This window comes from Stenotrophomonas sp. YJH_SMC_138 (genome assembly GCF_059369855.1).
This window is the reverse complement of record NZ_JCAFTB010000009.1, coordinates 192,604-213,893: the sequence shown is the minus strand read 5'-3', so window position 1 is coordinate 213,893 and position 21,290 is coordinate 192,604. Positions and strand designations below refer to the sequence as shown.

28 protein-coding genes are annotated in these 21,290 nt (G+C 66.9%); 14 read left to right on the top strand and 14 right to left on the bottom strand.

Annotated features, from left to right (window positions below):
* Positions 1 to 242: hypothetical protein (locus AC5P7I_RS18025; RefSeq protein WP_495222172.1), on the top strand; the 242-nt coding region annotated here is incomplete at its 5' end.
* 65 nt (positions 243 to 307) lie between these two features.
* On the opposite strand, the gene AC5P7I_RS18020 is transcribed toward AC5P7I_RS18025, so the two are convergent.
* Complete coding sequence (locus tag AC5P7I_RS18020) at positions 308 to 1,195, bottom strand: hypothetical protein (RefSeq protein WP_041862938.1); 888 nt, start codon at positions 1,193 to 1,195, stop codon at positions 308 to 310.
* Between the two features lie 93 nt (positions 1,196 to 1,288).
* Between AC5P7I_RS18020 and AC5P7I_RS18015 the strand changes: the two genes are divergently transcribed.
* Entirely contained in the window at positions 1,289 to 2,584 is a 1,296-nt protein-coding gene (locus tag AC5P7I_RS18015) for an acetyl-CoA C-acetyltransferase (RefSeq protein WP_087786464.1), read from the top strand.
* Between the two features lie 226 nt (positions 2,585 to 2,810).
* On the opposite strand, the gene AC5P7I_RS18010 is transcribed toward AC5P7I_RS18015, so the two are convergent.
* The 3 genes from AC5P7I_RS18010 to AC5P7I_RS18000 all read right to left on the bottom strand — a co-directional run bounded on the left by AC5P7I_RS18010 (position 2,811) and on the right by AC5P7I_RS18000 (position 6,004).
* Positions 2,811 to 4,106, bottom strand: coding sequence for a heme biosynthesis HemY N-terminal domain-containing protein (locus tag AC5P7I_RS18010; protein ID WP_262087915.1), 1,296 nt, complete (start codon positions 4,104 to 4,106; stop codon positions 2,811 to 2,813).
* 6 nt (positions 4,107 to 4,112) lie between these two features.
* Positions 4,113 to 5,090, bottom strand: coding sequence for a uroporphyrinogen-III C-methyltransferase (locus tag AC5P7I_RS18005; protein WP_032959352.1), 978 nt, complete (start codon positions 5,088 to 5,090; stop codon positions 4,113 to 4,115).
* Positions 5,091 to 5,194: 104 nt separating this feature from the next.
* Positions 5,195 to 6,004 carry a uroporphyrinogen-III synthase gene (locus AC5P7I_RS18000; protein WP_262087916.1) on the bottom strand — a complete coding sequence of 270 codons (810 nt, stop codon included), beginning with the start codon at positions 6,002 to 6,004 and terminating at the stop codon, positions 5,195 to 5,197.
* Between the two features lie 35 nt (positions 6,005 to 6,039).
* On the opposite strand from AC5P7I_RS18000, the gene AC5P7I_RS17995 reads away from it, so the two are divergent.
* The 5 genes from AC5P7I_RS17995 (at position 6,040) to AC5P7I_RS17975 (ending at position 9,124) form a co-directional block, all read left to right on the top strand.
* On the top strand, positions 6,040 to 6,507 hold the full coding sequence (locus AC5P7I_RS17995; protein ID WP_005407593.1) for a YiiD C-terminal domain-containing protein: 468 nt from the start codon (positions 6,040 to 6,042) through the stop codon (positions 6,505 to 6,507).
* Between the two features lie 32 nt (positions 6,508 to 6,539).
* Complete coding sequence (locus AC5P7I_RS17990) at positions 6,540 to 6,965, top strand: hypothetical protein (protein ID WP_014035526.1); 426 nt, start codon at positions 6,540 to 6,542, stop codon at positions 6,963 to 6,965.
* A gap of 57 nt (positions 6,966 to 7,022) precedes the next feature.
* Positions 7,023 to 7,460, top strand: a complete 438-nt coding sequence (locus tag AC5P7I_RS17985) for a rhodanese-like domain-containing protein (RefSeq protein WP_014645505.1) — start codon at positions 7,023 to 7,025, stop codon at positions 7,458 to 7,460.
* Between the two features lie 99 nt (positions 7,461 to 7,559).
* Complete coding sequence (gene secB / locus AC5P7I_RS17980) at positions 7,560 to 8,078, top strand: protein-export chaperone SecB (RefSeq protein WP_005407596.1); 519 nt, start codon at positions 7,560 to 7,562, stop codon at positions 8,076 to 8,078.
* Between the two features lie 20 nt (positions 8,079 to 8,098).
* Entirely contained in the window at positions 8,099 to 9,124 is a 1,026-nt protein-coding gene (locus AC5P7I_RS17975) for an NAD(P)H-dependent glycerol-3-phosphate dehydrogenase (RefSeq protein WP_032959354.1), read from the top strand.
* Positions 9,125 to 9,249: 125 nt separating this feature from the next.
* On the opposite strand, the gene AC5P7I_RS17970 is transcribed toward AC5P7I_RS17975, so the two are convergent.
* Positions 9,250 to 9,726, bottom strand: a complete 477-nt coding sequence (locus AC5P7I_RS17970) for a DUF4440 domain-containing protein (protein WP_262087917.1) — start codon at positions 9,724 to 9,726, stop codon at positions 9,250 to 9,252.
* Between the two features lie 114 nt (positions 9,727 to 9,840).
* Here AC5P7I_RS17970 and AC5P7I_RS17965 point away from each other — a divergent pair, with 114 nt between their 5' ends.
* Positions 9,841 to 10,506 carry an inhibitor of vertebrate lysozyme family protein gene (locus AC5P7I_RS17965; RefSeq protein WP_262087918.1) on the top strand — a complete coding sequence of 222 codons (666 nt, stop codon included), beginning with the start codon at positions 9,841 to 9,843 and terminating at the stop codon, positions 10,504 to 10,506.
* Positions 10,507 to 10,519: 13 nt separating this feature from the next.
* Here AC5P7I_RS17965 and AC5P7I_RS17960 read toward each other — a convergent pair whose 3' ends face one another.
* The 4 genes from AC5P7I_RS17960 to AC5P7I_RS17945 all read right to left on the bottom strand — a co-directional run bounded on the left by AC5P7I_RS17960 (position 10,520) and on the right by AC5P7I_RS17945 (position 13,296).
* Positions 10,520 to 10,894 (bottom strand): hypothetical protein, encoded by a 375-nt coding sequence (locus AC5P7I_RS17960; protein ID WP_049441737.1) that lies wholly within the window; start codon positions 10,892 to 10,894, stop codon positions 10,520 to 10,522.
* Between the two features lie 486 nt (positions 10,895 to 11,380).
* Positions 11,381 to 12,412 carry an ACR3 family arsenite efflux transporter gene (gene arsB / locus AC5P7I_RS17955; RefSeq protein WP_046427852.1) on the bottom strand — a complete coding sequence of 344 codons (1,032 nt, stop codon included), beginning with the start codon at positions 12,410 to 12,412 and terminating at the stop codon, positions 11,381 to 11,383.
* A 13-nt stretch (positions 12,413 to 12,425) separates the two neighbouring features.
* Positions 12,426 to 12,929: an arsenate reductase ArsC gene (locus tag AC5P7I_RS17950; RefSeq protein WP_075076524.1), complete on the bottom strand. Its 504-nt coding sequence runs from the start codon at positions 12,927 to 12,929 to the stop codon at positions 12,426 to 12,428.
* Positions 12,930 to 12,966: 37 nt separating this feature from the next.
* A complete protein-coding gene (locus AC5P7I_RS17945) occupies positions 12,967 to 13,296 on the bottom strand; it encodes an ArsR/SmtB family transcription factor (RefSeq protein ID WP_014645511.1) in 330 nt (109 codons plus the stop codon).
* Positions 13,297 to 13,313: 17 nt separating this feature from the next.
* Between AC5P7I_RS17945 and arsH the strand changes: the two genes are divergently transcribed.
* On the top strand, positions 13,314 to 14,096 hold the full coding sequence (gene arsH, locus AC5P7I_RS17940) for an arsenical resistance protein ArsH (protein ID WP_262087919.1): 783 nt from the start codon (positions 13,314 to 13,316) through the stop codon (positions 14,094 to 14,096).
* On the opposite strand, the gene AC5P7I_RS17935 is transcribed toward arsH, so the two are convergent.
* The 4 genes from AC5P7I_RS17935 to AC5P7I_RS17920 form a co-directional block, all read right to left on the bottom strand.
* Entirely contained in the window at positions 14,070 to 14,402 is a 333-nt protein-coding gene (locus AC5P7I_RS17935; RefSeq protein ID WP_227864434.1) for a hypothetical protein, read from the bottom strand. The genes arsH and AC5P7I_RS17935 overlap by 27 nt on opposite strands.
* A gap of 197 nt (positions 14,403 to 14,599) precedes the next feature.
* A complete protein-coding gene (locus AC5P7I_RS17930) occupies positions 14,600 to 15,286 on the bottom strand; it encodes a L,D-transpeptidase (RefSeq protein WP_014645514.1) in 687 nt (228 codons plus the stop codon).
* Between the two features lie 167 nt (positions 15,287 to 15,453).
* Complete coding sequence (locus AC5P7I_RS17925) at positions 15,454 to 15,726, bottom strand: hypothetical protein (RefSeq protein ID WP_010487149.1); 273 nt, start codon at positions 15,724 to 15,726, stop codon at positions 15,454 to 15,456.
* Positions 15,727 to 15,937: 211 nt separating this feature from the next.
* Positions 15,938 to 16,942 (bottom strand): DUF2268 domain-containing putative Zn-dependent protease, encoded by a 1,005-nt coding sequence (locus AC5P7I_RS17920; RefSeq protein ID WP_075076526.1) that lies wholly within the window; start codon positions 16,940 to 16,942, stop codon positions 15,938 to 15,940.
* Positions 16,943 to 17,103: 161 nt separating this feature from the next.
* Here AC5P7I_RS17920 and AC5P7I_RS17915 point away from each other — a divergent pair, with 161 nt between their 5' ends.
* From AC5P7I_RS17915 to AC5P7I_RS17895, 5 genes are all read left to right on the top strand, one after another.
* A complete protein-coding gene (locus tag AC5P7I_RS17915; protein ID WP_005411880.1) occupies positions 17,104 to 17,679 on the top strand; it encodes an OmpO family porin in 576 nt (191 codons plus the stop codon).
* A gap of 123 nt (positions 17,680 to 17,802) precedes the next feature.
* Positions 17,803 to 18,570 carry a helix-turn-helix transcriptional regulator gene (locus AC5P7I_RS17910; protein WP_142235518.1) on the top strand — a complete coding sequence of 256 codons (768 nt, stop codon included), beginning with the start codon at positions 17,803 to 17,805 and terminating at the stop codon, positions 18,568 to 18,570.
* A gap of 68 nt (positions 18,571 to 18,638) precedes the next feature.
* Positions 18,639 to 19,007, top strand: a complete 369-nt coding sequence (locus tag AC5P7I_RS17905; protein WP_032959386.1) for a VOC family protein — start codon at positions 18,639 to 18,641, stop codon at positions 19,005 to 19,007.
* Positions 19,008 to 19,130: 123 nt separating this feature from the next.
* Positions 19,131 to 20,105, top strand: a complete 975-nt coding sequence (locus tag AC5P7I_RS17900; RefSeq protein WP_262087920.1) for a Dyp-type peroxidase — start codon at positions 19,131 to 19,133, stop codon at positions 20,103 to 20,105.
* A gap of 86 nt (positions 20,106 to 20,191) precedes the next feature.
* Positions 20,192 to 20,608 carry a hypothetical protein gene (locus AC5P7I_RS17895; RefSeq protein ID WP_262087921.1) on the top strand — a complete coding sequence of 139 codons (417 nt, stop codon included), beginning with the start codon at positions 20,192 to 20,194 and terminating at the stop codon, positions 20,606 to 20,608.
* Positions 20,609 to 20,712: 104 nt separating this feature from the next.
* Here the strand turns inward: AC5P7I_RS17895 and pnuC are convergent, their stop codons facing one another.
* Positions 20,713 to 21,282 (bottom strand): nicotinamide riboside transporter PnuC, encoded by a 570-nt coding sequence (pnuC, locus tag AC5P7I_RS17890; protein WP_046427881.1) that lies wholly within the window; start codon positions 21,280 to 21,282, stop codon positions 20,713 to 20,715.
* Positions 21,283 to 21,290: the final 8 nt, after the last annotated feature.

The window sequence follows — 21,290 nt, the reverse complement described above, 5'->3', positions numbered from 1 at the left end:
CCTTTCTGCTGGAAACGGGAAACGCCGGCGCAAGCCGGCGTTCTTCATTATCGGTAGTGCCGGCCGCTGGCCGGCAATCGCAGATCCGGACGTTGCCGGCCAGCGGCCGGCACTACCCGTCTTCAGCGCGCCAGCAGCTCGCGCGCGTCCTGGCCGGCCTCGCAGTGCACGAACAGCACTGCGGCCCTTTCTGCTGGAAACGGGAAACGCCGGCGCAAGCCGGCGTTCTTCATTATCGGTAGTGCCGGCCGCTGGCCGGCAATCGCAGATCCGGACGTTGCCGGCCAGCGGCCGGCACTACCCGCCTTCAGCGCGCCAGCAGCTCGCGCGCGTCCTGGCCGGCCTCGCAGTGCACGAACAGCACCGGCACGCCGTGCGCTTCCAGCACCGCGGCCATCTGCCGCTGGCGCATCAGGAACTGCTCGTAGATGCCCTGCAGGCGGTCGCAATCGTTCTTGCTGTGGTTGTAGTACGCGCACCAACCCGCCGGATCGAACAGCGCCATGCGTGCCTCGCCATGGGTATAGCGCAGCAGCGGCTCGGGCGCGGCATTGAGCCACTCGTCTTCGCCCGGCGCCATGATCGCGGTCTCGATCAGCGGCCACAGCGCCGCCAAGCCCTGGTTGTCGTACTGCATCGACATCATCGCGGCCAGGTCGTTCACGGTGAAATAGCGCGCGTGTTCGATGCGGGCACCGAAGCTGTTCTGTGCCATCAACGCGGTGTCGGCATGCGCCATGCCGTTGGCCAGCAGTGTTTCTTCCAGCGCATTGGCCACCGCGTTGGTGGTGGCCACGTCGCTGCCGGTCAGCAGGAACGGCACCACGCGCAGGCCGCCCCCCACCAGGGTCGCATCGGCCTGGAACGGCAGCGGCACATCGCCTGCGGCATCGGTGCCGAAGGCCAGCAGGCGCGGGCCCTGGTTGCGGCCCGGGGCACGCATCTGCAGTTCTTCCAGGCGGCGATGGATCGGCCAGCCCGGGCGCAGTACTTCGGCCGGGTCGAAATGGGCGGCCGCGAACACCAGGTCCAGCTCGGCCACCTGCGGCACCAGCTTGGAAAGGTCACGGCCGACGCGTTCGGCCAGTTCACCGGCCTGTTCAGCGCTGAGCACCGCCTGGCGGGGGATTTCGCCGCCGGCCAGTTCCAGGGCCAGCACGCCAAGGGCATTCATCGCGGGGTCGGGTTTGCTCATGGTTCCACGGTTGGCCCATCACAGGGCGGCAGCTACACTTGGCTCCATTATGCCTGCTCCGCCGTGCAGGCCATGTTGCAGACACCCTCATCCATGCCAGGTATCTCCATGCCCAACGCTCGTCCCGTCGCCATCCTCGGTGGCGTCCGCATTCCGTTCTGCCGCCAGAACACCGCGTATTCGGATGTCGGCAACCTCGGCATGTCGGTCCGTACGCTGGGCGCGCTGGTCGAACGTTTCGGCCTGCACGGCCAGCAGCTGGGCGAAGTGGCGATGGGTGCGGTGATCAAGCACTCCAGCGACTGGAACCTGGGCCGTGAGGCCACGCTGTCCTCCGGCCTGTCGCCGCTGACCCCGGGCATCACCCTGCAGCGCGCCTGCGGCACTTCGCTGGACAGCATCATCACCGTGGCCAACAAGATCGCGCTGGGCCAGATCGAATCGGGCATCGGTGGCGGTTCGGACACCACATCCGACGTGCCGATCGTCTACGGCAAGAAGCTGCGCGCGCGCCTGCTGGCCGCCAACCGCGCCAAGAGCACCGGCGACAAGATCCGCGCGCTCACCGCCGGCTTCAAGTTCTCCGAGCTCAAGCCCGAGTTCCCGGGCGTGGCCGAGCCGCGCACCGGCAAGAGCATGGGCGACCACTGCGAGGACATGGCCAAGGAATGGAACATCTCGCGCGACTCGCAGGATGAGTGGGCGGTGTCCTCGCACAAGAAGCTGGCCGCCGCCTATGAGCGTGGCTTCTTCAACGACCTGATCGCACCGTTCCGTGGCGTCGAGCGTGACAACATCCTGCGCCCGGATACCTCGCTGGAAAAGCTGGCCACGCTGAAGCCGGCGTTCGACAAGGTCTCCGGCCGCGGCACGCTGACCGCCGCCAATTCCACCCCGCTGACCGACGGTGCCGCTGCGGTACTGCTGGCCAGCGAAGAGTGGGCGCGCGCGCACGGCCATGAGCCGCAGGCCTACCTGCGCGACGCGCATGTCTCTGCGGTGGACTTCGTGCATGGCGAAGGCCTGCTGATGGCGCCGACCATCGCGGTGCCGGAGATGCTCAAGCGTAATGGCCTGACCCTGCAGGACTTCGACATCTACGAGATCCACGAAGCCTTCGCCGCGCAGGTGCTGTGCACCCTGCGTGCGTGGGAGAGCGAGGATTACTGCCGCAACCGCCTGGGGCTGGACGCACCGCTGGGCCGCATCGACCCGGACAAGATCAACCTGCTGGGTTCGTCGCTGGCCACCGGTCATCCGTTCGCCGCCACCGGCGCCCGCGTCATCGCCACCGCCGCCAAGCAGCTGGCCGAACGCGGCGGTGGTCGCGCGCTGGTGTCGATCTGCACCGCCGGCGGCATGGGCGTGGTGGCGATCGTCGAACGCTGATCGCTGCGACCGCGCGCCAACCAAGGTTGGCGACTACCAGAAATGCGTGCTGGATCTGCTGTGGTAGATGCCGACCTTGGTCGGCCGTGAAACGGCATCGCTCGGAAAGGCCACGCGCCAACCAGGGTTGGCGACTAACGGGTCCCGCACATGAAAACGCCGCCCATTGGGCGGCGTTTTTTGCTCCTGTGGGTGCCGACCGTTGGTCGGCCCACTTCAGCAACGGTCACGGCAACCGCGGATTACCGAATTCGTCGCGCTCTTCGTTGGCGTCATACACCGGCGGCTGCACCGCGAGCGGCTGTTCTTCCACCGTGGCACGCAGTGGCGTCTCGCCGCCGCGCACCAGCGCCACGCTGTCCTCGCCGCGCTGCAGGCGCAGCGCATTGGCCAGGCACTGCGCGGCCAGCGCGTGTTCGCCACGCTGGGCGAACAGTTCACCCAGCGCTTCCCACGCCGGTGCACCGGCGCCGGCGGCGATGGCCTCGTGCAGGAACGCATCGGCGGCCTCCCACTGCTGCTGGGCCAGGGCCACGCGGCCCTGCGCCAAGCGCAACGCGGCCGAGCCGTCATGCACGTTGCGCCAACGTGCGAGGTTGGCCTGGCGGGTAGCCAGGCGCTCGGCCGGCAGACGGCCATACAGCGCCACCAGTTCGTCATCCCAGCGCTCGTCCAGGGCCTGTTCCAGCGCCAGCAGCGCCGGCTCGTCCCAGTCCAGCGCCACCGCGCGGCTGGCATAGGCGCCAACCACGTCCGGAGTCGGTCGCAGTGCCTTCGGCGTGGCTTCCCACTGCGCGGCCAGTGCGTTGACGTCGGCCGCTTCCAGCAGCGCCTGTGCAGCCAGGCGTGCTTCCAGTTCACTGCTGGCCTCGGCCGGCAGCACCTTGCTCTGGCGCAGTGCACCCAGCTGGCCATACGCCTCGTGGGCGCGGCCGGCCTGTGCCAGTGCCTCGGTGCGCAGCCACAGGCCACGTGGCGGCAGCGGCTGGATCGCCGCTACGTCCAATGCGTTGATCGCATCCACCGGCAGATCGCGCGCCAGCAGCTGTTCGGCGCGCAGCAGCGCCTGCAGGGTGGCATCACTTTCGCCCAGGCGCTGCAGCAGCGCCTCGCCAGCCGGGCCGTCGGCACGTGCCTGCGCGCTGCGCACGGCGTTGGCCAGTGCCACCGCGCTCACTTCCGGATCCTTGGCGGCACCGTCCAGCAGTTTCTCGGCACGCTGCCACTGGCCGTGCTCATAGGCCTGCAGGCCGTCGATCAGGCGCACCCGGCCCTGTTTGCGGCGGTAGCGGCCCCAGGCGCGGAACGGTGCGGCGATCAGGCTCCACAGCAGCCATAGCACCAGCACCGCGATCACTGCCAGCAGCGCCACCTTCGGCAGGTTGCTGTGGTAGTCGTAGCCGCCGTAGCGCAGGGTCACTTCGCCGAAGCGGTTCAGGTCATCGGCGCCGAGCCATTGCGCAGCGACCACGCCGATGGCCACGGCCAGCAACAGCACGACCAGGGATTGCAGGGGTTTCATGCGGGCTTACCTCCGGTCGGTCTGGGTGCGCAGTTGTTGCAGGGTGCTGCCAAGGACAGCGTCGTTGGCCTGCAGCGGCAGTTCGCGCAAGGCCTTCAGTTCAGCACGTTGCGCGCGCAGGGCTGGTGAATCCGGCCAGCGCCGCTGTGCCCAGTGCTCCACGCGGTCCAATGCGGTATTGCGCCCCGCGCGGTCGCCGCGCTCGATTGCCGCACGTGCCAATGTCAGTTCCAGCTGCAGCGCGTCGTCGGCATTGCGCTGTTCGGCGGCGGTCAGCGGGCCGTTCTGGCGGCTCGGGGTGATGTCCACGAACGGCGCCAGAGCTGCCTGCCACCAGGGTTTGGCGGTGCTGCTGCCGGTCGTGCCGGTGATCTGCGAAGGCAGGCCCTGCAGTGCCCTGCCCACAGCATCCAGGCGCTGCAGCGACTGCACGCGGGGGCCGCTGCCGAGCGCATCCAGTGCCTCGCGCTCCTGCACCAGCGCCTGGCGCAGGTTCAGGCCATCACTGTCGGGCAGTTCGGCCAGTGCCGTCGCGGCCTGGGCGTACAACCGGCGTGCGCCTTCCACATCGTCGGCGTAGTTCAGGCGCTGCGCGGCCTGGGTCAGCAGCAGTTCGGCCTCATCGCGCTGTACCGCCTGGCGGCCCTGGTTGGCGCTGTCGGCCAGCTTGGCCAGGTTCTCTTCCAGCAATGCGCTGCGCTGGGAAAGGCCCAGCATCTCGTCGCGCAGCACGCGGTTGGTGGCGGCCGCGTCCTGCAGGCGCTGGCTGGTCGCGCGCTGGTCACGACGCAGCGCATCCAGCGTGGCCTCCAGGCCCTTCAGCTGGACAGCCGTGGTCTGTGCCTGCGCTGCCTGTTCGTTCTGTTGCTGTTGCCAGACATACCAGCCGGCATAGCCGCCCACGCCGAGCACGACCACACCGGCCAGCGGCAGCAGCCAGCGCACGGGTCGACGGGGCGGGGAAACGGGCGGAGTGTCGTTCATCGGGCTTCCTTGTCGGCAACGTCGCCGGTCGGGGGCCGGCAGGCCGCGTTGTGCACAGCATCACTGTTGCCGACGACAGCGGCAAGCGTGACCCACGTCCCTGTTCAGGTCGCTGCCGGGACGGTGAGCGTGGCGTGTGCGGCCGCCACCAGCTGCGCGCTGGTGGGGCCTGCCGCGCGCACGACATGCTGCAGGCCCAGTGCCCGGGCCTGTTCGCCGAGGCGATCACTGGCCACCACGGCAGTCGCGTGCGCCTGCAGACGCTGCTGCAAGGGCGGCGGAAGCTGCTGCCAGAAATGCTGCAGCGCTTCGCCACTGCTCACCGCCAGCATCCACGGCTGCGCTGAATGCGCCAATCTAGCCAGCGCACGGGGCGGCAGGTGCAGCAGGCGACGCTGGTAGATGTCGGCACGTTCGATTGTGGCGCCGGCCGCCTGCAGCCGCGCGGCAATCAGGCCACGCCCGCCGGGCGCGGTCACCAGGCCGATGCGCAGGCCCTGTACGTCAGCCAGCACCGGCAGCGCCAGCAGGCCTTCACTGTCCATCCGCTGCGGCGCATGCACCTCGGTGATGCCGTGTGCCCGCAATGCGCGCGCGGTGCCTTCGCCGACGGTCAGCCACGGGCTGCGCTGCGCCTCGGCCAGCGGCAGCAGGGTGGCGGCCGCGGTCACGGCGGCCGGGCTGGTGAACACCACCCGATCACAGTTCAGCGCGCGTTGCAGCTGGCGCAGCACGGGCGTGCCGTTCAGGCGCTGCAGGCGCCAGGGTGGCAGGGCCAGGACATGCCCGCCCAGCCCAGCAACGGCGCGGCGCAGCGCCACATTCTGGCCCTGCGGGCGCAACGAGATCAGGGTCCAGCGCGCGCCGGAACGGGTGGCGCCAGTGGGTATCGTATGGTCGGCCATTGCCTGCATTATGCGGGCCCTTCGTTGTCGTGGTCGCTGCTCCGATGTCCGTTGATGCCCTGACTTCCTCGTTGGCCGCCCTGCAGGACGTGCTGGACTGCATGCCGGCGGTGCGCGCCATGCAGATCCAGCTCGACGGCTATGCCGATGGCGTGCTGCGCATCACCGCGCCGCTGGCCGCCAACGTCAACGACAAGGGCAACGCCTTCGGTGGCAGCCTGGCCTCGGTGCTGACCCTGTCCGGCTGGGCGCTGGTCAGCCTGCGCCTGCGCCTGGCCGGCCACGATGCCGAGGTCTACGTGGCCGACAGCAACCTGCGCTACCTGGCCCCGGTCTACGAAGACCTGCACGCCCACGCCGAAGCGGCCGAGGCCACCGGCTGGGATGCCTTCCTGAACACCTTCCGGCAGCGCCGCAAGGCCCGCATCAGCATCATCGCCACCCAGCCCGGCGCCGATGGCAAGCCCGCCGCCGAATTCAGCGGTCGCTTCGTTGCCTTCGCCAAAGGGTAGGATGGCAGGCTGATGTTCTGGGGAAACCACTGATGCGCCGCCTGATCCAGTTCCTGATCTGTTCCCTGCTGCTGGCCAGTGCCGTGGCCTCGGCCGACGACCTCAGCCGCAAGCAGCGCAAGCTGCTGGAAGAGACCCAGATCGCCTACGGGGCGACCATCCGCTGGGGCAGCATGGACGATGCCATCGGCTACCTCGACCCCAAGCTGCGCAAGGAAAAGCCGCCCACCGAGTTCGAGCTCAACCGTTACGCGCAGCTGCGCGTGTCGTCCTACCGCGAACGCAGCAGTGCCTCACTGGACGGGGGACTGGTCGAGCGGCGGGTCGAAATCGGGGTGATCAACCAGAACACCCAGGCCGAGCGCACGGTGGTCGTGGTCGAGCGCTGGCGCTGGGACCCGGAAGCCAAGCGCTGGTGGCAGACCGCCGGCCTGCCGGACCTGTGGAAGGGGCAGTGACGGGCCGCGTCCGGCTTGTGCGACAATCGGCGCCCGCTTAATCGACCCGTGACCTGAGTGAATTACGAAGAGTTGCTGGCCTTTGCAGGCCGAAACCCGATGCTGTCCGCGGCCCTGGTCGGCCTGACCGTGGCCATCATCGTCACCGAGATCCGCCGCCTGTTCCGGGGCTTCAAGGGCATCAAGCCCGCCGAACTGACCCAGCTGATCAACGCGGGCGGCACGGTGGTGGTCGACCTGTCGGCCAGCGGTGACTTCGAGAAGGGCCACATTGCCGGCAGCCGCAACGCCCAGGCCAGTGCCTTCGGCCCGGACCACAAGCTGGTGGCCAACGCCAAGCAGTCGCCGGTGGTGCTGGTGTGCCGCAGCGGCAACGCCTCGGAAACCGCCGCCAAGGCGCTGAAGAAGGCCGGCTTCGAAAAGGTCTACGTGCTCGACGGCGGCATTCCCGCCTGGCAGCAGGCCGAGCTGCCGCTGGTCAAGGGCCGCAACTGATTGCCGCAGGTGGCGGATCCGGCCTTGTATGGGCCTGATCCCGCCCCCATCGCAGTAATTCGACCATCGTTTTCATTGCATTCATTGGAGTTACTGGAAATGTCCGAAGAGATCACCAACGGCGCTGCTGCGCCGGTCGATGCCGCCACCGGCCCCGCTTTCACCGTCGAGAAGATCTACGTCAAGGACGTCTCCTTCGAGTCGCCGAACGCCCCGACCATCTTCAATGACCAGGTGCAGCCGGAGCTGCAGCTGAACCTGAACCAGCAGGTGCAGCGCCTGGGTGAGAACGCCTTCGAAGTCGTGCTGGCCGTGACCCTGACCTGCCAGGCCGGTGAGCGCACCGCCTACGTGGCCGAAGTGAAGCAGGCCGGCGTGTTCGGCCTGGTCGGCCTGGACCCGCAGTCGATCGACGTGCTGCTCGGCACCCAGTGCCCGAACATCCTGTTCCCGTACGTGCGCCAGCTGATCAGCGACCTGATCCAGGCCGGCGGCTTCCCGCCGTTCTTCCTGCAGCCGATCAACTTCGAAGGCCTGTACGCAGAAACCCTGCGCCAGCGCCAGGAGCAGGGCGACGCACCGTCGCTGGCTGACTCCGAGCCGGCTGGCAACGCCTGATTCCTGCCGCGACGTCACGGATGAGCACTCCCGCTGACAAGATCGCCGTGCTGGGCGCCGGTTCCTGGGGAACCGCGCTGGCCAGCCTGCTCGCACGGCACGGTCACCCGACCGTGCTGTGGGGGCGCGACGCTGCCGTGGTCGAGGCCATCGACCAGCGCCACGAGAACCCGCGCTACCTGCCGGGCATCCCGCTGCCGGACAGCCTGCGTGCCACCACCGACCTGGCGTCGGCGGTGGAAGGCGCGGCCTGGATCCTGGTGGTGACCCCGTCGCATGCCTTCGGTGAAACCGTGCGTGCGCTGGCGCCGCTGCGTCCGGCCGGTGCCGGCGTGGCCTGGGCCACCAAGGGCTTCGAACCCGGTTCGGGCCGTTTCCTGCATGAAGTGGCGCGCGAAGTGCTGGGCGAGGACGTGCCGCTGGCCGTCGTCACCGGGCCATCGTTCGCCAAGGAAGTAACCCAGGGCCTGCCCACCGCGATCACCGTGCACGGCGACGTGCCCGAGTTCGCGCAGACGGTGGCCGAGGCGATGCATGGCCCGGCGTTCCGCGCCTACACCGGCGACGACATGGTCGGTGCCGAGCTGGGCGGTGCGATGAAGAACGTGCTGGCGGTGGCCACCGGCGTGGCCGATGGCATGCAGCTGGGCCTCAACGCCCGTGCCGGCCTGATCACCCGCGGTCTCAATGAAATGCTGCGCCTGGCTGCGGCGATCGGCGCCAAGCCGGAAACGCTGATGGGCCTGGCCGGCCTGGGCGATCTGGTGCTGACCTGCACCGGCGATCTGTCGCGCAACCGTCGCCTGGGCCTGGCCCTGGGCCGTGGCCAGTCGCTGCAGGATGCCGTGCGCGAAATCGGCCAGGTGGTCGAGTCGGTGCAGACCGCCGACGAAGTGATGCGACAGGCGCGCCGCCATGGCATCGACCTGCCGATCTCCGACGGCGTGCGTGCCGTGCTGCACGGCGAGCAGACCCCGGAAGAAGGCCTGCGCGCACTGCTGGCGCGGGAACAGAAACCGGAATACCCGGACACGCTGTTCAAGTGAATCGAAAAACCCCGGCCACGTGCCGGGGTTTTTTTATGTGCGCGACCCATCCACGCGTGGCGTGGATCTACTGCCGAACCCGCTTCTGGTAGCTGCCAACCTTGGTCGGCGCCCGACGGCGGCAATCACCGCGCCCGTGGCGGCGCGCTGGTGTTGTCCATGTCCGAGAAGATCAACCACGGCCCGTCGCCCACGCGCTTCAGCGTCAGCGTGAACTTGCCGGTGTCCCCCTCGTTGCTGCCGTAGCGATACGCACCAATGATGTAGCCCGTGTTGCCCTCCACCGAGTGAGCCAACGCCCGCAGCCGCAACGGACTGCCGCCCTGGCCGGCATACGCGGCCTCGATCGCAGTACGCCCGCGCACCGGCGGCTGGTTGCTCTGCAGTACAAAACCATCCTCGGCAAGCAGCGCAGCCAATGCCCTGGCATCAGCCGAGCGCCACGCCCGCTCGTAATCGCGTAGTACGCGCTCCAGCGGTGCGGGCAGGGCTGCGCCCGGGAGAGGCCGTGCAGGCTTCGCGTTTTCTGCATCGTGGGCAATTGCCGGCGATGCCAGCCGCAGGGCACTGCAGAAGATCTTGGCGAGTCGTGTACGGCGCATGCGTCCGGCTCCAGGCGATGACGGGACGCTACGAACGCATCCTGGCACGGTGCTGGTTAGAATCACGCGGCTGCCGATTTGCTGGATGCAGCGCAGATCAGACAAGGACAGGGAATGAAGATTCGAATCACAGGGATGGCACTGACGGTCGCATTGCTGGCCGCCTGCGGGCAGGCACCGGCACCCGATGCAGCACCAGCCGCACCAGCACCGGCCACAGAAGCACCTGCGGCCACGGCAACGGTGGGCGAGAAGGCGCCATCCATCGAAGATGGCGTGGATCCCTCGGTGTGGGACGACGAAGGCGAACCGGAAGACCCGAGTGCCGGCGGCGAACTCACCTGCGCGGACAACCCGCTGGCGACGCATTTCTTCACCCTGGTGGGCGGCAATACCGTGGACGACTGCGGCCGCAAGGACCCGAAGGTGCTGGCCGCGTTCAACGCCCTGATGAAGAACACAGCCGCAGCCGAATCCGCTGACAGGGAGATTCCATCGCTGCGCGAACGCCTGTTGAGCGGGCCCAGCGGTCCTGGTGAGCTGCTGGTGCTGCAGGGCGAGCCGTGGTGGTTCTATACCGCCTGCCAGGCCCACGCCTGCCCCGGCACCGCGTTGGCGATGCTGTATTCGCCGACGGAGGCGAAGATGGTCGGCCGTCTTACCGCGCGCTGTCGTGTGTGGTGGCTGGGCGAGCCGACGGCGGAACAACGTGCGCAGATTGAACAACGCCAGCCACTGCAGGATGCCGCGTTGAAGGAAGACAGCGCGCTCTGCGAGTGATGTGGTGCCCGCCTCATCCTTCCGGCTGCATGCGCGCGCTGGCCTGTGCGTTCATGGTCAGGCACGCCAGGATCAGCCCTTCCATCACCCGGTCGCCCACGTACTCGGCCTCCGTGCCGTTCTGACGCACGCGCTCGGCCGCCAGCAGCAGCTCCAGCGTCACGCGTTGGCCGGCCAGTGCACAGTCCGCATCGGCCAGCGCCATGCAGCGGCCCGGCATCTGGTGACGCTCTGGCCAGGGCTGGCCGTCGGCGGCCGCGCCTTTGCCGATGCGGTGAAGCGTGGCGATGAAGGCATTCGGATCGGTCGCAGCCGCGTGCTCTGGCGGCCCACCGCCAGTGGCGGATGAGCGATGCGGATGCAGGCGTGGGAAGTCCGGTGATGTCATGGCAGTGCCCCGTGCAGGACAGACGGTAGCCGCCACGCAAAGGTGGCGGGCGGAGACGTGGCTCGAAAACCGGGACAGTGCGTACAAGGCCGGCAGGCACAAGGCCTCCACGCTCCGCCCGCCATAGTCGGCAGACGAATTGCCCGCCGGCGCCACACTGGGTGACGCCGACGGGCAGGCGCATACAACGTACGCATTGCCACGGGTTTTCGAGGCCCGGCCACCTTTTTCCGGTGGCACGCCATCTGTACCGCCGTCGCTGCGAAACGCCAATCAGACGAGTTGCAAACAGCGTTCGATCAAAGACGCTTTCAGCATTCTTGCATGCTGTTAAGTCGTCGCAGACGCAGGCGCCGCAACGGCCGTAGCAGCATGGGGAATATGCGACATGGTTCGAACTTGTTGACAGGGATATGGGTACCCCACCAAGCCGATGACGACAGTGCGGAGCGAAGAACGTAAATCGAACTCGCCCCACTCTGGTTGTCAGCGCTCTTGGGGTCTTTCGTACCAGGCCTGAGTACGGTTGACGATCCGCACCACGGACAGCATGACCGGCACCTCGATCAGCACGCCCACCACCGTCGCCAGCGCCGCCCCGGAATGCACGCCGAACAGTCCCACCGCAGTCGCCACCGCCAGTTCGAAGAAGTTGCTGGCACCAATAAGCGCTGACGGGCCGGCCACGCAATGTGCCACGCCCAGCCGACGGTTGAGCAGGTAGGCCAGGCCCGAGGTGAAATAGACCTGGATCAGGATCGGCACGGCAATCAGCGCGATTACCAGCGGTTGCTTCACGATCTGCTGGCCCTGGAACCCGAACAGCACCACCAGCGTCAGCAGCAGCGCGGACAGGGACAGCGGCCCCAACCTTCGAAGCGTGAGTTGCAGGCCCGCCTCGCCGCTGCGCAAAAGGATCCAGTGCCGCAGCAGTGCAGCAGCCAGCACCGGCACCACGATGTAGAGACCAACGGACAGCAACAGCGTATCCCACGGTACGGTGATCGCTGACAGGCCGAGCAGCAGTGCAACCACCGGCGCGTAGGCAACCACCATGATCGCGTCGTTCAACGCCACCTGGCTCAGGGTGAAGTTGGCATCACCGCGGCACAGGTTGCTCCACACGAACACCATGGCGGTGCAGGGTGCGGCTGCCAGCAGGATCAGCCCGGCGATGTAGCTGTCGATCTGTGCTGCGGGCAACCAGTCGGCGAAGGCATGGCGCAGGAACAGCCAGCCCAGCAGCGCCATCGAGAACGGCTTCACGGCCCAGTTGATGAACAGTGTTACCCCGATGCCCTTCCAGTGTTGCTGCAACTGGCGCATCGCGCGGAAGTCGACCTTCAGCAGCATCGGGATGATCATCAGCCAGATCAGCACCGCAACCGGCAGATTGACCTTGGCCACTTCGGCGGACGCCAGCACCGCGAAGGCACCGGGCAGGACGTGGCCCAGCAGCGTGCCCATCGCAATGCACAGCACAACCCACAGCGTCAGGTGTCGCTCGAACAGACCCATGGCAGTGGCACCGTCACTGCGCGCCGTCGGTCGGCAACAGCTGGCCGATCTGGTCCAGCGCGTGCTGCAGCGCTTCGCGTTCGGACCACACCGATTCGGGCAGTGCGAGCAGCGCACGCAGGCGGGTTTTCACGATGGCATGGGCCAGCGCGAAGGCTGCGGCCTTGTCGGCATCGCTGCCTGCCACGGCGGCCGGATCGGGCAGGCCCCAATGGCTGCGGATGAAGTCACCGAACACCACTGGGCAAGCTTCGGCAGCGGCCGCATCACACACGGTGATGACCAGGTCCATGGGCGCTGCATCCACGAACTCGTCCCATGATTTGCTGCGCAGCCCTTCAACGGGCATTCCTTCGGCATGCAGTTGTGCCAGCGCGAACGGATTGACCTGGCCGGTGGGCTGGCTGCCCGCACTGAATGCCCTGAAGCGATCGCCGCCCCAGGCGCGCAGGGTGGCTTCAGCCAGCACGCTGCGCGCGCTGTTGCCGGTGCAGAGGAACAGGACATTGCGGGTCATGTGGTAATCGCTTCGATGGGGTGGGTCGTGTGCGGTATCAGCACTTGCAGGCGGGTTCGGCGGGGACGCACTGGTTGCTGGGTGAGCCCGCGCAACAGTTGTGCGTGAGGTACTCGATCAAGCCGTTCATGGCATCGAAGTTGGCCCGATAGCAGACGTTGCGGCCCTGGTTCTCGCTCTCCACCAGCCCGGCCTGCACCAGCTCCTTCAGGTGGAAGCTGAGCGTGGCTGGGGGCACCTGCAGGGCCGTAGCGATGTCGCCCGCCATGCGCCCTGCCGGGCCGGCCTCCACCAGCAGGCGGAAGGCAGCCAGGCGGGTGGCATGACCGAGGGCGGTCAGGGCGGAGATTGCATTCGATGTTTCCATATTTCTAGAATAATCGAATGAATGAGCCAATCACAAGCCTGGACCTGCCCAACCTGGTGGAATCGTCATTGCCCCAGCCCAATCATCACCAGCTCGCCGCGGCGGATCTGGGGCCGCCGCGCATCCTCCTGCTCTACGGCTCGCTGCGGCCCCAGTCGTTCAGCCGCAAGCTGGCGCTGGAAGCCGAGCGACTGCTGCGCCATCTGGGGTGCGAAACCCGGGTGTTCGACCCGCATGCGCTGCCGATGCTGGACAGCGTGGACCCGCACCACCCTGAAGTGCAGCGACTGCGCGAATGGTCGCAGTGGTCGGAAGGCCAGGTATGGGTCAGCCCCGAGCGGCATGGCACGGTCACCGGCGTGTTCAAGAACCAGATCGACTGGTTGCCGCTGGAAGATGGCAGTGTGCGGCCCACGCAGGGCAGGACGCTGGCGGTGATGCAGGTGAGCGGCGGCTCGCAGTCGTTCAACACGGTCAACGCGTTGCGCGTGCTTGGTCGTTGGATGCGCATGCTGACCATCCCCAACCAGTCGTCGGTGGCCAAGGCCTGGCAGGAATTCGATGACGACGGCCGGATGAAGCCCTCGCCGTACTACGATCGGGTGGTGGATGTGATGGAAGAGCTGGTGAAGTTCACGCTGCTGACGCGGGGCCGGTCGGACTACCTGGTAGACCGTTACAGCGAGCGGAAGGCGACGCGCACGCCGCGGCATTGGCGCGGGCTGCAGAGGCTACGGCTTCCTGATCCTCATTGGTGCCGATGTGAGGCACGCTCACCCAAGCAGCCTCTTCACCCTTGAAGCTGCAAGGCGGATGATCACCACATAGGCCAGCAACATGCCGGTGCCGATGCCCATTACTTCGATTTCCCAGTTGCGGCGGTAGGGAGAAGGGCCCATGAAGGCCCACGCCAGAAGCACCGCCGCAATCAGCAAGGCGCTGCGATTGGCCTTCGAAATGAGCGCATCTTCGGTCGCGTGCCCCATGTTCGGATCCCAGGAACCGAGCAGCCACCCCAATCCACGCAGGTAGTCGCGCGCCACGAAGAACAGGAAGACGAATACGCCTCCCATCGTGCTCAGCAGAAACTGGAAGAGTGGGTCCACCGGCGGCCTCATGGACGAGGCAGACATTGCCTCGCAGGATCGTCTACGGGCGCAGTATGCCAGCGTGCCGGGCCTCGGGGGCACCACGCCTCACACGCAGGCGACTCTCCATGAGCAGACTGTGCATCGCAGCCGCCCGGCGGGCGGGCATGGCCCGGGCATGTGCCCACAACGCCCAGGGCGGACGCACAAACGCACTACTCGCCAGCGTGCTGTGCGGTCTTCTTTTGGTTGCCATCTGTGACGGCACGGCTCTGCGCGAACTCCGGGAACGTCTTCGCGATCGAATCCTTGTCCGGCAGGATGTAGAACACACCGCCCTTCTCGAACGTGGACTGCACGATCTGCTCGTAGAACGCGGGCGAGACATTGATGCAGCCGTGGGTGACGCGGTTGTCGTCCGGCGAGGGCGATGCCAACCGCTCGGCGCGCTTTTCCTTCGGGCTGCCCGGCGGCAGCGGGTGCATCGACACGGCGGAATCGTAGTCCACCCACAGCACGCGTCCGGCATCGTCGGACGGGCCGTAACCGCCAATGAAGCGGCCGGCAGGCGTGGTGCGGTCGTGGCCGGGAATCGCGCTCAGTGCGAGCTTGGCGACGCCCGGTGCGGAATGGTCGCCGATCGCCGACCCAAACAGCGCCGGTGCGGCGCCGCGCAGCTTGCCGTCACCGCCGAAGACCAGAACCTGCGCCGCCGCCTTGTCCATGACCGCAAACGGATAGCCCTGGTTGTCCTTGCTGGCGACCACCCAGCCGGCCAGCTCGATCACTGTCTCGGACACGCTCTGGTCGGGCGGAAGTTCATCAACGGCGGCGACCGATGGTGCAGGTGCGTCCTTGTCCCTGGCGTTGGCTACGCCGCTGCACGCAACGGCCAGTGCCATGGCCAGGGAGGCATGGAGGGCGCGGCGTGCAGGGGAGGGGGAAGTACGAATGGGACGGCTCCTTGCAATGCAATCGTGGGTGGAAGGATGCCAGTGGCCGGCGAAGGCCACTGGGTCCCCGATACACCCGATACAGAGGTGGATCAATTCAAAAGGTGAGGGAGCGATTACCCGCGCGGCTTGCGGCCGGCAGGTGCCCTTTCAAGCTGCTGCACGCGACCTTCGATCTGGTCCAGGCGCTGATTGGCCTGCTGTGCGGACTGGTTGGCGGACTCCGCGCTCTGCGCAGCGCCCTGCACCTTGACGTCGAGCTGATCGAGACGCGAGTTGATGGTTGCAAACTCGTTCTTGTATGACGCGCAGGCGCCAAGGCTTACGGTGGCGATGAGCGCTACAGCAAGTGCGCGGGCCGTCTTCATGTGTTGCGGGTTCAGGTTCATTGCACTCCCTCCTTCGTCTGGGGAAGCTGGAATATAGCGGCGTTTGTTCCCGCCGCTACCAAGCGCTTTCAGCTGGAATTTGAATACGTGGAAGCACTGTGAAGCCGGCCTCTGACCCAACATTAACAAGCGGGATCAGGCGAGCTGATCTACGTCGGCGGCGTGCCTTGTGCCTGTTCAAGGTCGCCAATTCATCAGTATGAAGCGGCTCTCACAGCACTTGCGTTTCCATGCCTTTGGCAGCAGTGCAGGCAGGCGTCCATCCACTCGCCTCGAACACGGTCGCGGCGGTGTCGGGCCGCACATCCAGCAGCGTGGCGATGGCCCTGGTCCTGTCTGGCGCGCGGGAAACATAGCTGCGCGCGATGCGGTAGCCGACCCAGTATCCGAGATCTCCACGTCGTGCTTCATCGCCGGGGCCGTTGTACAGCCACTTCGAAAGATCGGTGCCCCCACTGTCCTGTACGAACGCGCGCTCCAGCGCACATTCGCGGCCCTGGGCCCAGCGACGCAGATGCGCGTTGGCCGGTTGCCCCGAGATCAGTTCACCCACGTACTCGGCGCCGCCTTCAAGCAACGTCTGATAGAGCAGGGTGGGCTGCGCGACATCGACGCTCGCACCGGGCTGTTGCACGTGCACGTACTCATGGGCGATCAGGTGCACGAAACGATCGCCGACGTCAGGCTGCATCCAGTCGGCGTTGCACAGTGCTTCCAGTCCGATCACCACACCATCTTCGGTGGTGACGCCGCCGCTGTTACCCCGCCCGACCAGCACGGTGACCGGAGGAAAACGTGCAGTGGGGAGCAGCGTGCCCAACCGATCGAGTGCGTCGGCAACCCGCGCGCGGATCGCCGGCAATGCCGCTGCACAGGTCCGCGCCCTGGCGAACAACGCCGGCTTGTCCTGGATGGCCCTGGCCAAACGCTCCATTGATCCGATGCGGCTGTCGGTGAAGCTGCGCAATGCCTCCGTGCCGGTGTCCAGATAGCCGCGCTGCAGGTCTTCGGCACTTGGTTTTCCTCCAGTGGCATCCAGCACGCTGAAGAAACGCGTGACATCGTCTGTCTGTACCACGATGCGTGCAGAAGGTTGGGCGCGCTCGGCCGCGTTGGCTGGCAGCTGCATCATCGGAAGGGCGACGAGCAGCAGCACCCGCACCGCGCGGCGCGCATGGGGCGGAAACAGCAGTGATGCGACGGACGCGTGCTGCATGTGGAGTTCCCTGAACGCCAGCCTTATTTATACACCAGTCAGTTCAATATTCAGGGTCGATTAGACCCCCTAACGGATAATTCACACCTGTCGACCGCCTCCTCTCTCTCCCCCTCCCGGGAGGCGGCCGACGAAACCAAAATAATTAAAGGTGTGTCCCGATGAACAAGAATTCGCTGCTCGCCCTGGGTCTCCTGGCTGCCCTGCCGTTCGCTGCATCGGCAACCGACGGCCTGTCGTACAACTACGTTGAAGGCGGCTACGTGAACACCGATGCCAAGGGCGGCGACGCCGATGGCTGGAAGGTGAAGGGTTCCGTGGCGGTGCACCCGAACTTCCACATCTTCGGCGACTACAGCGCGCAGGAGACCGACAAGTTCAAGAATGACGTCGACCAGTGGCGCATCGGTGCCGGCTACAACTACGGCATCGCACCGAACACCGACCTGGTGGCCCGCGTTGCGTACCAGAAGTTCGATATGAAGCATGGCCTGGACTTCAACGGCTATTCGACCGAAGTCGGCGTGCGCACCGCGTTCAACCCGTACGTGGAAGGCTACGTGATGGCCGGCTACGAGGACTACACCAAGAAGCACGGCATCAACCCGGACGGCGAGTTCTACGGCCGCGTCGGCGCCACCGCCAAGTTCAACCAGAACTGGGGCCTGAGTGGCGAAGTGAAGCTGGCCAAGGCCGGCGACCGCGAGTGGTTCGTGGGCCCGCGCTTCACCTGGTAACAAACGCCTGTCGTTAGTGCGTGTTGTGCTGGAGTGTGACTCTCTCTCTCTCCCACACGCCAACCGAAGCCCGGCCTCGCGCCGGGCTTCACTTTTATGGGCCCCGTGGCGCCACAATGCGGCATGGGCGACCCTTCCTCTCTTGCAGGCACCGGCACGACCTACCAGGAACATCTGACGCCTGCGCCGCTGCGCGGCCACTTTGGCCAGCTGTGGCAGAGCCAGCTTCCTGCCGATGCCGATGGGCACATCACCGTATTGCCCGATGGCTGCGTGGATATCCTCTGGCGCGACGGTGCGCTGTTCGTCGTCGGCCCGGACCGTGTGGCCGCGCACCCGGCGCTGGCACCCGGTGCGCAGGTGCTGGGCGCACGCTTCCGCCCCGGCCAGGCATTGGCCGCGCTGGGCCTGCCTTTGGCCGGGATCATCGGCCAGGCCGTGCCACTGGCTGATCTGAAGGGCGCGTGGGCGAACAAGGCGGCGGCCTCCATCGGCGACACCGCGCCTGCACAGCGCCTGCTGCGGATGGCGCACTGCCTGCAACAGCACATGGGTGCGGCCGCGCTCGATACGCCGGCGCAGCGCGCCCATGTCCTGTTCCAAGCGCTCGCCGCGGGTAATGCCACGCTGGATACGCTGGCGGCGCAGTTGGGCCTGAGCCCGCGCAGCCTGCGGCGTTTCAGCCAGTCGCAGTTCGGCTACGGCGCCAAGACGCTGGAGCGGATCCTGCGGCTGCAACGTTTCCTGCGCCAGAGTCGCGCGCTGCCACAGCATTCGTTGGCGATGCTGGCCGCTGATGCCGGCTATGCCGACCAGGCCCATCTCAGCCGCGAGGCGCGCGAGCTGACTGGCATGACCGCCAGCGAGCTGCGCCTGGAGTGGGGACAATGATGGCCGTTTTGTTCAAGACCGCCGTGCCGCGCTGACCGAAGCTGGGGTTCCAATCACGGAGCAACCTCATGAGCCACGAAGCTACCCACGAAGCCGAACGCCGCATCGACAACATCGAATTCAACGTCGCCGACATCGCCCGCAGCAAACGCTTCTACGGCGAGGTGTTCGGCTGGCAGTTCACCGACTATGGTCCGTCCTACACCGAGTTCGACGATGGCCGGCTGAAGGGCGGCTTCGTGTCTGACGCGCCGTTGCGTGCTCACGGAGGACCGCTGGTGATCCTGTACTGCGCGGACCTGGCCGACGCACAGCAGCGCGTGGTCGCCGCCGGTGGCGAAGTGGTGCAGGCGGTGTTCGCCTTCCCCGGGGGCCGCCGCTTCCACTTCCGCGATCTGGATGGCTACGAACTGGCGGTCTGGAGTGATGTGGACTGAGGTCTTCGTACCTTCGCCGGTGGACGGAACGAGAACCGCTCCGTCCCCGGTCAGGCGGTTCCGCTATGATCGCCCGCACATCGCCACACGCGATGCGTCCGCCTCAAGCCAGCAGGAACCGCCGTGAACTCCCAGCCCGCACCGATCACCGCCCTCAACCACACGCTCGACAACGAGCCGCAGCAGATCACTGCGCCGCTCACCCATTCGGCGGCGTTCCTGGTGCTGAGGGTGAAGGATGACGAGGCGTCGATCGCCAAGGCGCGCGAGGTGCTGGCCAGCACCGATGATCTGATCAAGAACACCGCCATCCGCGAGATCGAGCGCACGTTTACCTGCAACGTGGCCATCGGCCATCGCGTGTGGCAGCCGCTGGTAGGCTCCACGCCGCCACGCGAGCTGGCACCGTTCCGCGAGATCAAGGGCGCGACCCACACCGCCGTGTCCACGCCCGGTGACCTGCTGTACCACATCCGCGCACGCACCATGGACCTGATCGTGGCCTTCGAGCGCAACCTGCTGATGGCCTTCGGCGATGCGGTCGAAGCGGTCGATGACGTGGCCGGCTTCCGCTATTTCGATGGCCGCGACCTGCTCGACTTCGTCGATGGCACCGCCAACCCGGAGGGGCTGTCGCTGCCGGAAGCCACGATCGTGGGTGGGGAAGACCCGGAACATGCCGGCGGCAGTTACGTGGTGGTGCAGAAGTACCTGCACAACCTCGATGCGTGGCGCGCGCAGAAGACCGAGGCGCAGGAAGCCATCATCGGACGCACCAAGCACGACAACATCGAGCTGGATGACGCGCCGGCGGATGCGCAGAAGTCGCACAAGACCCTGTGCACCATCGAAGACGCCGACGGCGAGCACGAGATCCTGCGCGACAACATGCCGTTCGCCAACCCGGGCCGTGGCGAGTACGGCACCTACTTCATTGGTTACACCCGCCGCCTGTGGGTGATCGAGAAGATGCTCGAGCGCATGTTCATCGGCAATCCCGCACCGCTGCATGACCGCATCCTTGATTTCTCCACCGCCACCACCGGCGTGACCTTCTTCGCACCCTCGCGCAAGGTGCTGGCCGACCTGGGCGAGTGATCGCGCCGGGCCATCACCGGCCGCCATCCGCCTGTCATCTATGGCGCCGACCATGGCGCGCTGGATGGGAGTGCAGGAGGCAGGCGATGGTGTCAGCAAACAGGACCGGCCTACGCCGCTGGTGGCGGCGTCTGGCTGCGGTGTTCGGCGCGTTGGCACTGGGGAGTGCCAGCGTTTCCGCGCAGGAAGCCCCTGCGCACTGGATGGCCTACGCCGCCTCCGTGGGAGGCCAGCTGCAGCAGCGCCTGCAGCAGGAGCACGATCCGCAGGCACAGCGCGTGCTGGAATGGCTGCAGGCACACGCTGACACGCCGACGCCGCTACCGGTGAGCGTGTGGATCGCGGCGGATGGCCGTATTTCGAAACTGGAATTCGACAGCCTGGGCGATGCCCAGGTCGACGCCGACCTGCGCGCGACGCTGCAGGCCGCGCCGTTGCAGGCGGCACCGCCGGCCGACATGCGCCAACCGCTGCGATTGGGCCTGTTGCTGGAGCCGAAGTAAATCCATGCCATGCGTGGATGTGGTGGGTAGATGCCGACCTTGGTCGGCAGGCGCGCCAACCCAGGTTGGCGACTACCGGTAGCCCGGCCACGCATGGCGTGGCTCTATCGCGTTGCCACCTGTGGCTCGCGCGCGGCGGCGCTCCATGCGCGCAGGCCGAACACGGCCAGGCCGAGGAAGAACACGTACAGTGCCGCGGTCACGTGCAGCGACTTGAACAGGTACGCACCCACATAGACCACGTCCACCGCGATCCACACCCACCAGCAGGCCACGTGGCGGCGTGCCTGCCACCACTGGCCGACCAGGCTCAGCGCGGTCAGCATCGCGTCCAGCCAGGGCAGCGCGGCATCGGTGAAGGTGTGCATGGCCGCACCCAGCGCCACGCCACCGCACAGGCCGAAGGCCAGGTCGCGCAGCAGCGTGCCGCGTGCCAGTGGCACGATGCGGATGCTGCCCTCATCGGCGGCGTGCTGCCGCCAGTTGAGCCAGCCATAGACCAGGAAGCCACCGAAGGCGACCTGCAGCAGGGTGTCCGAGTACAGCTTGGCCTCGGCGAACACCAGGCCATACAGCGCCACCGACAGCAGGCCCACCGGCCATGCCGACAGCCGGCGCCTGGCCATCAGCCAGACGCCGAGGATGCTGCACAGCGCGGCGGTCCACTCGAGCATCACGCCGC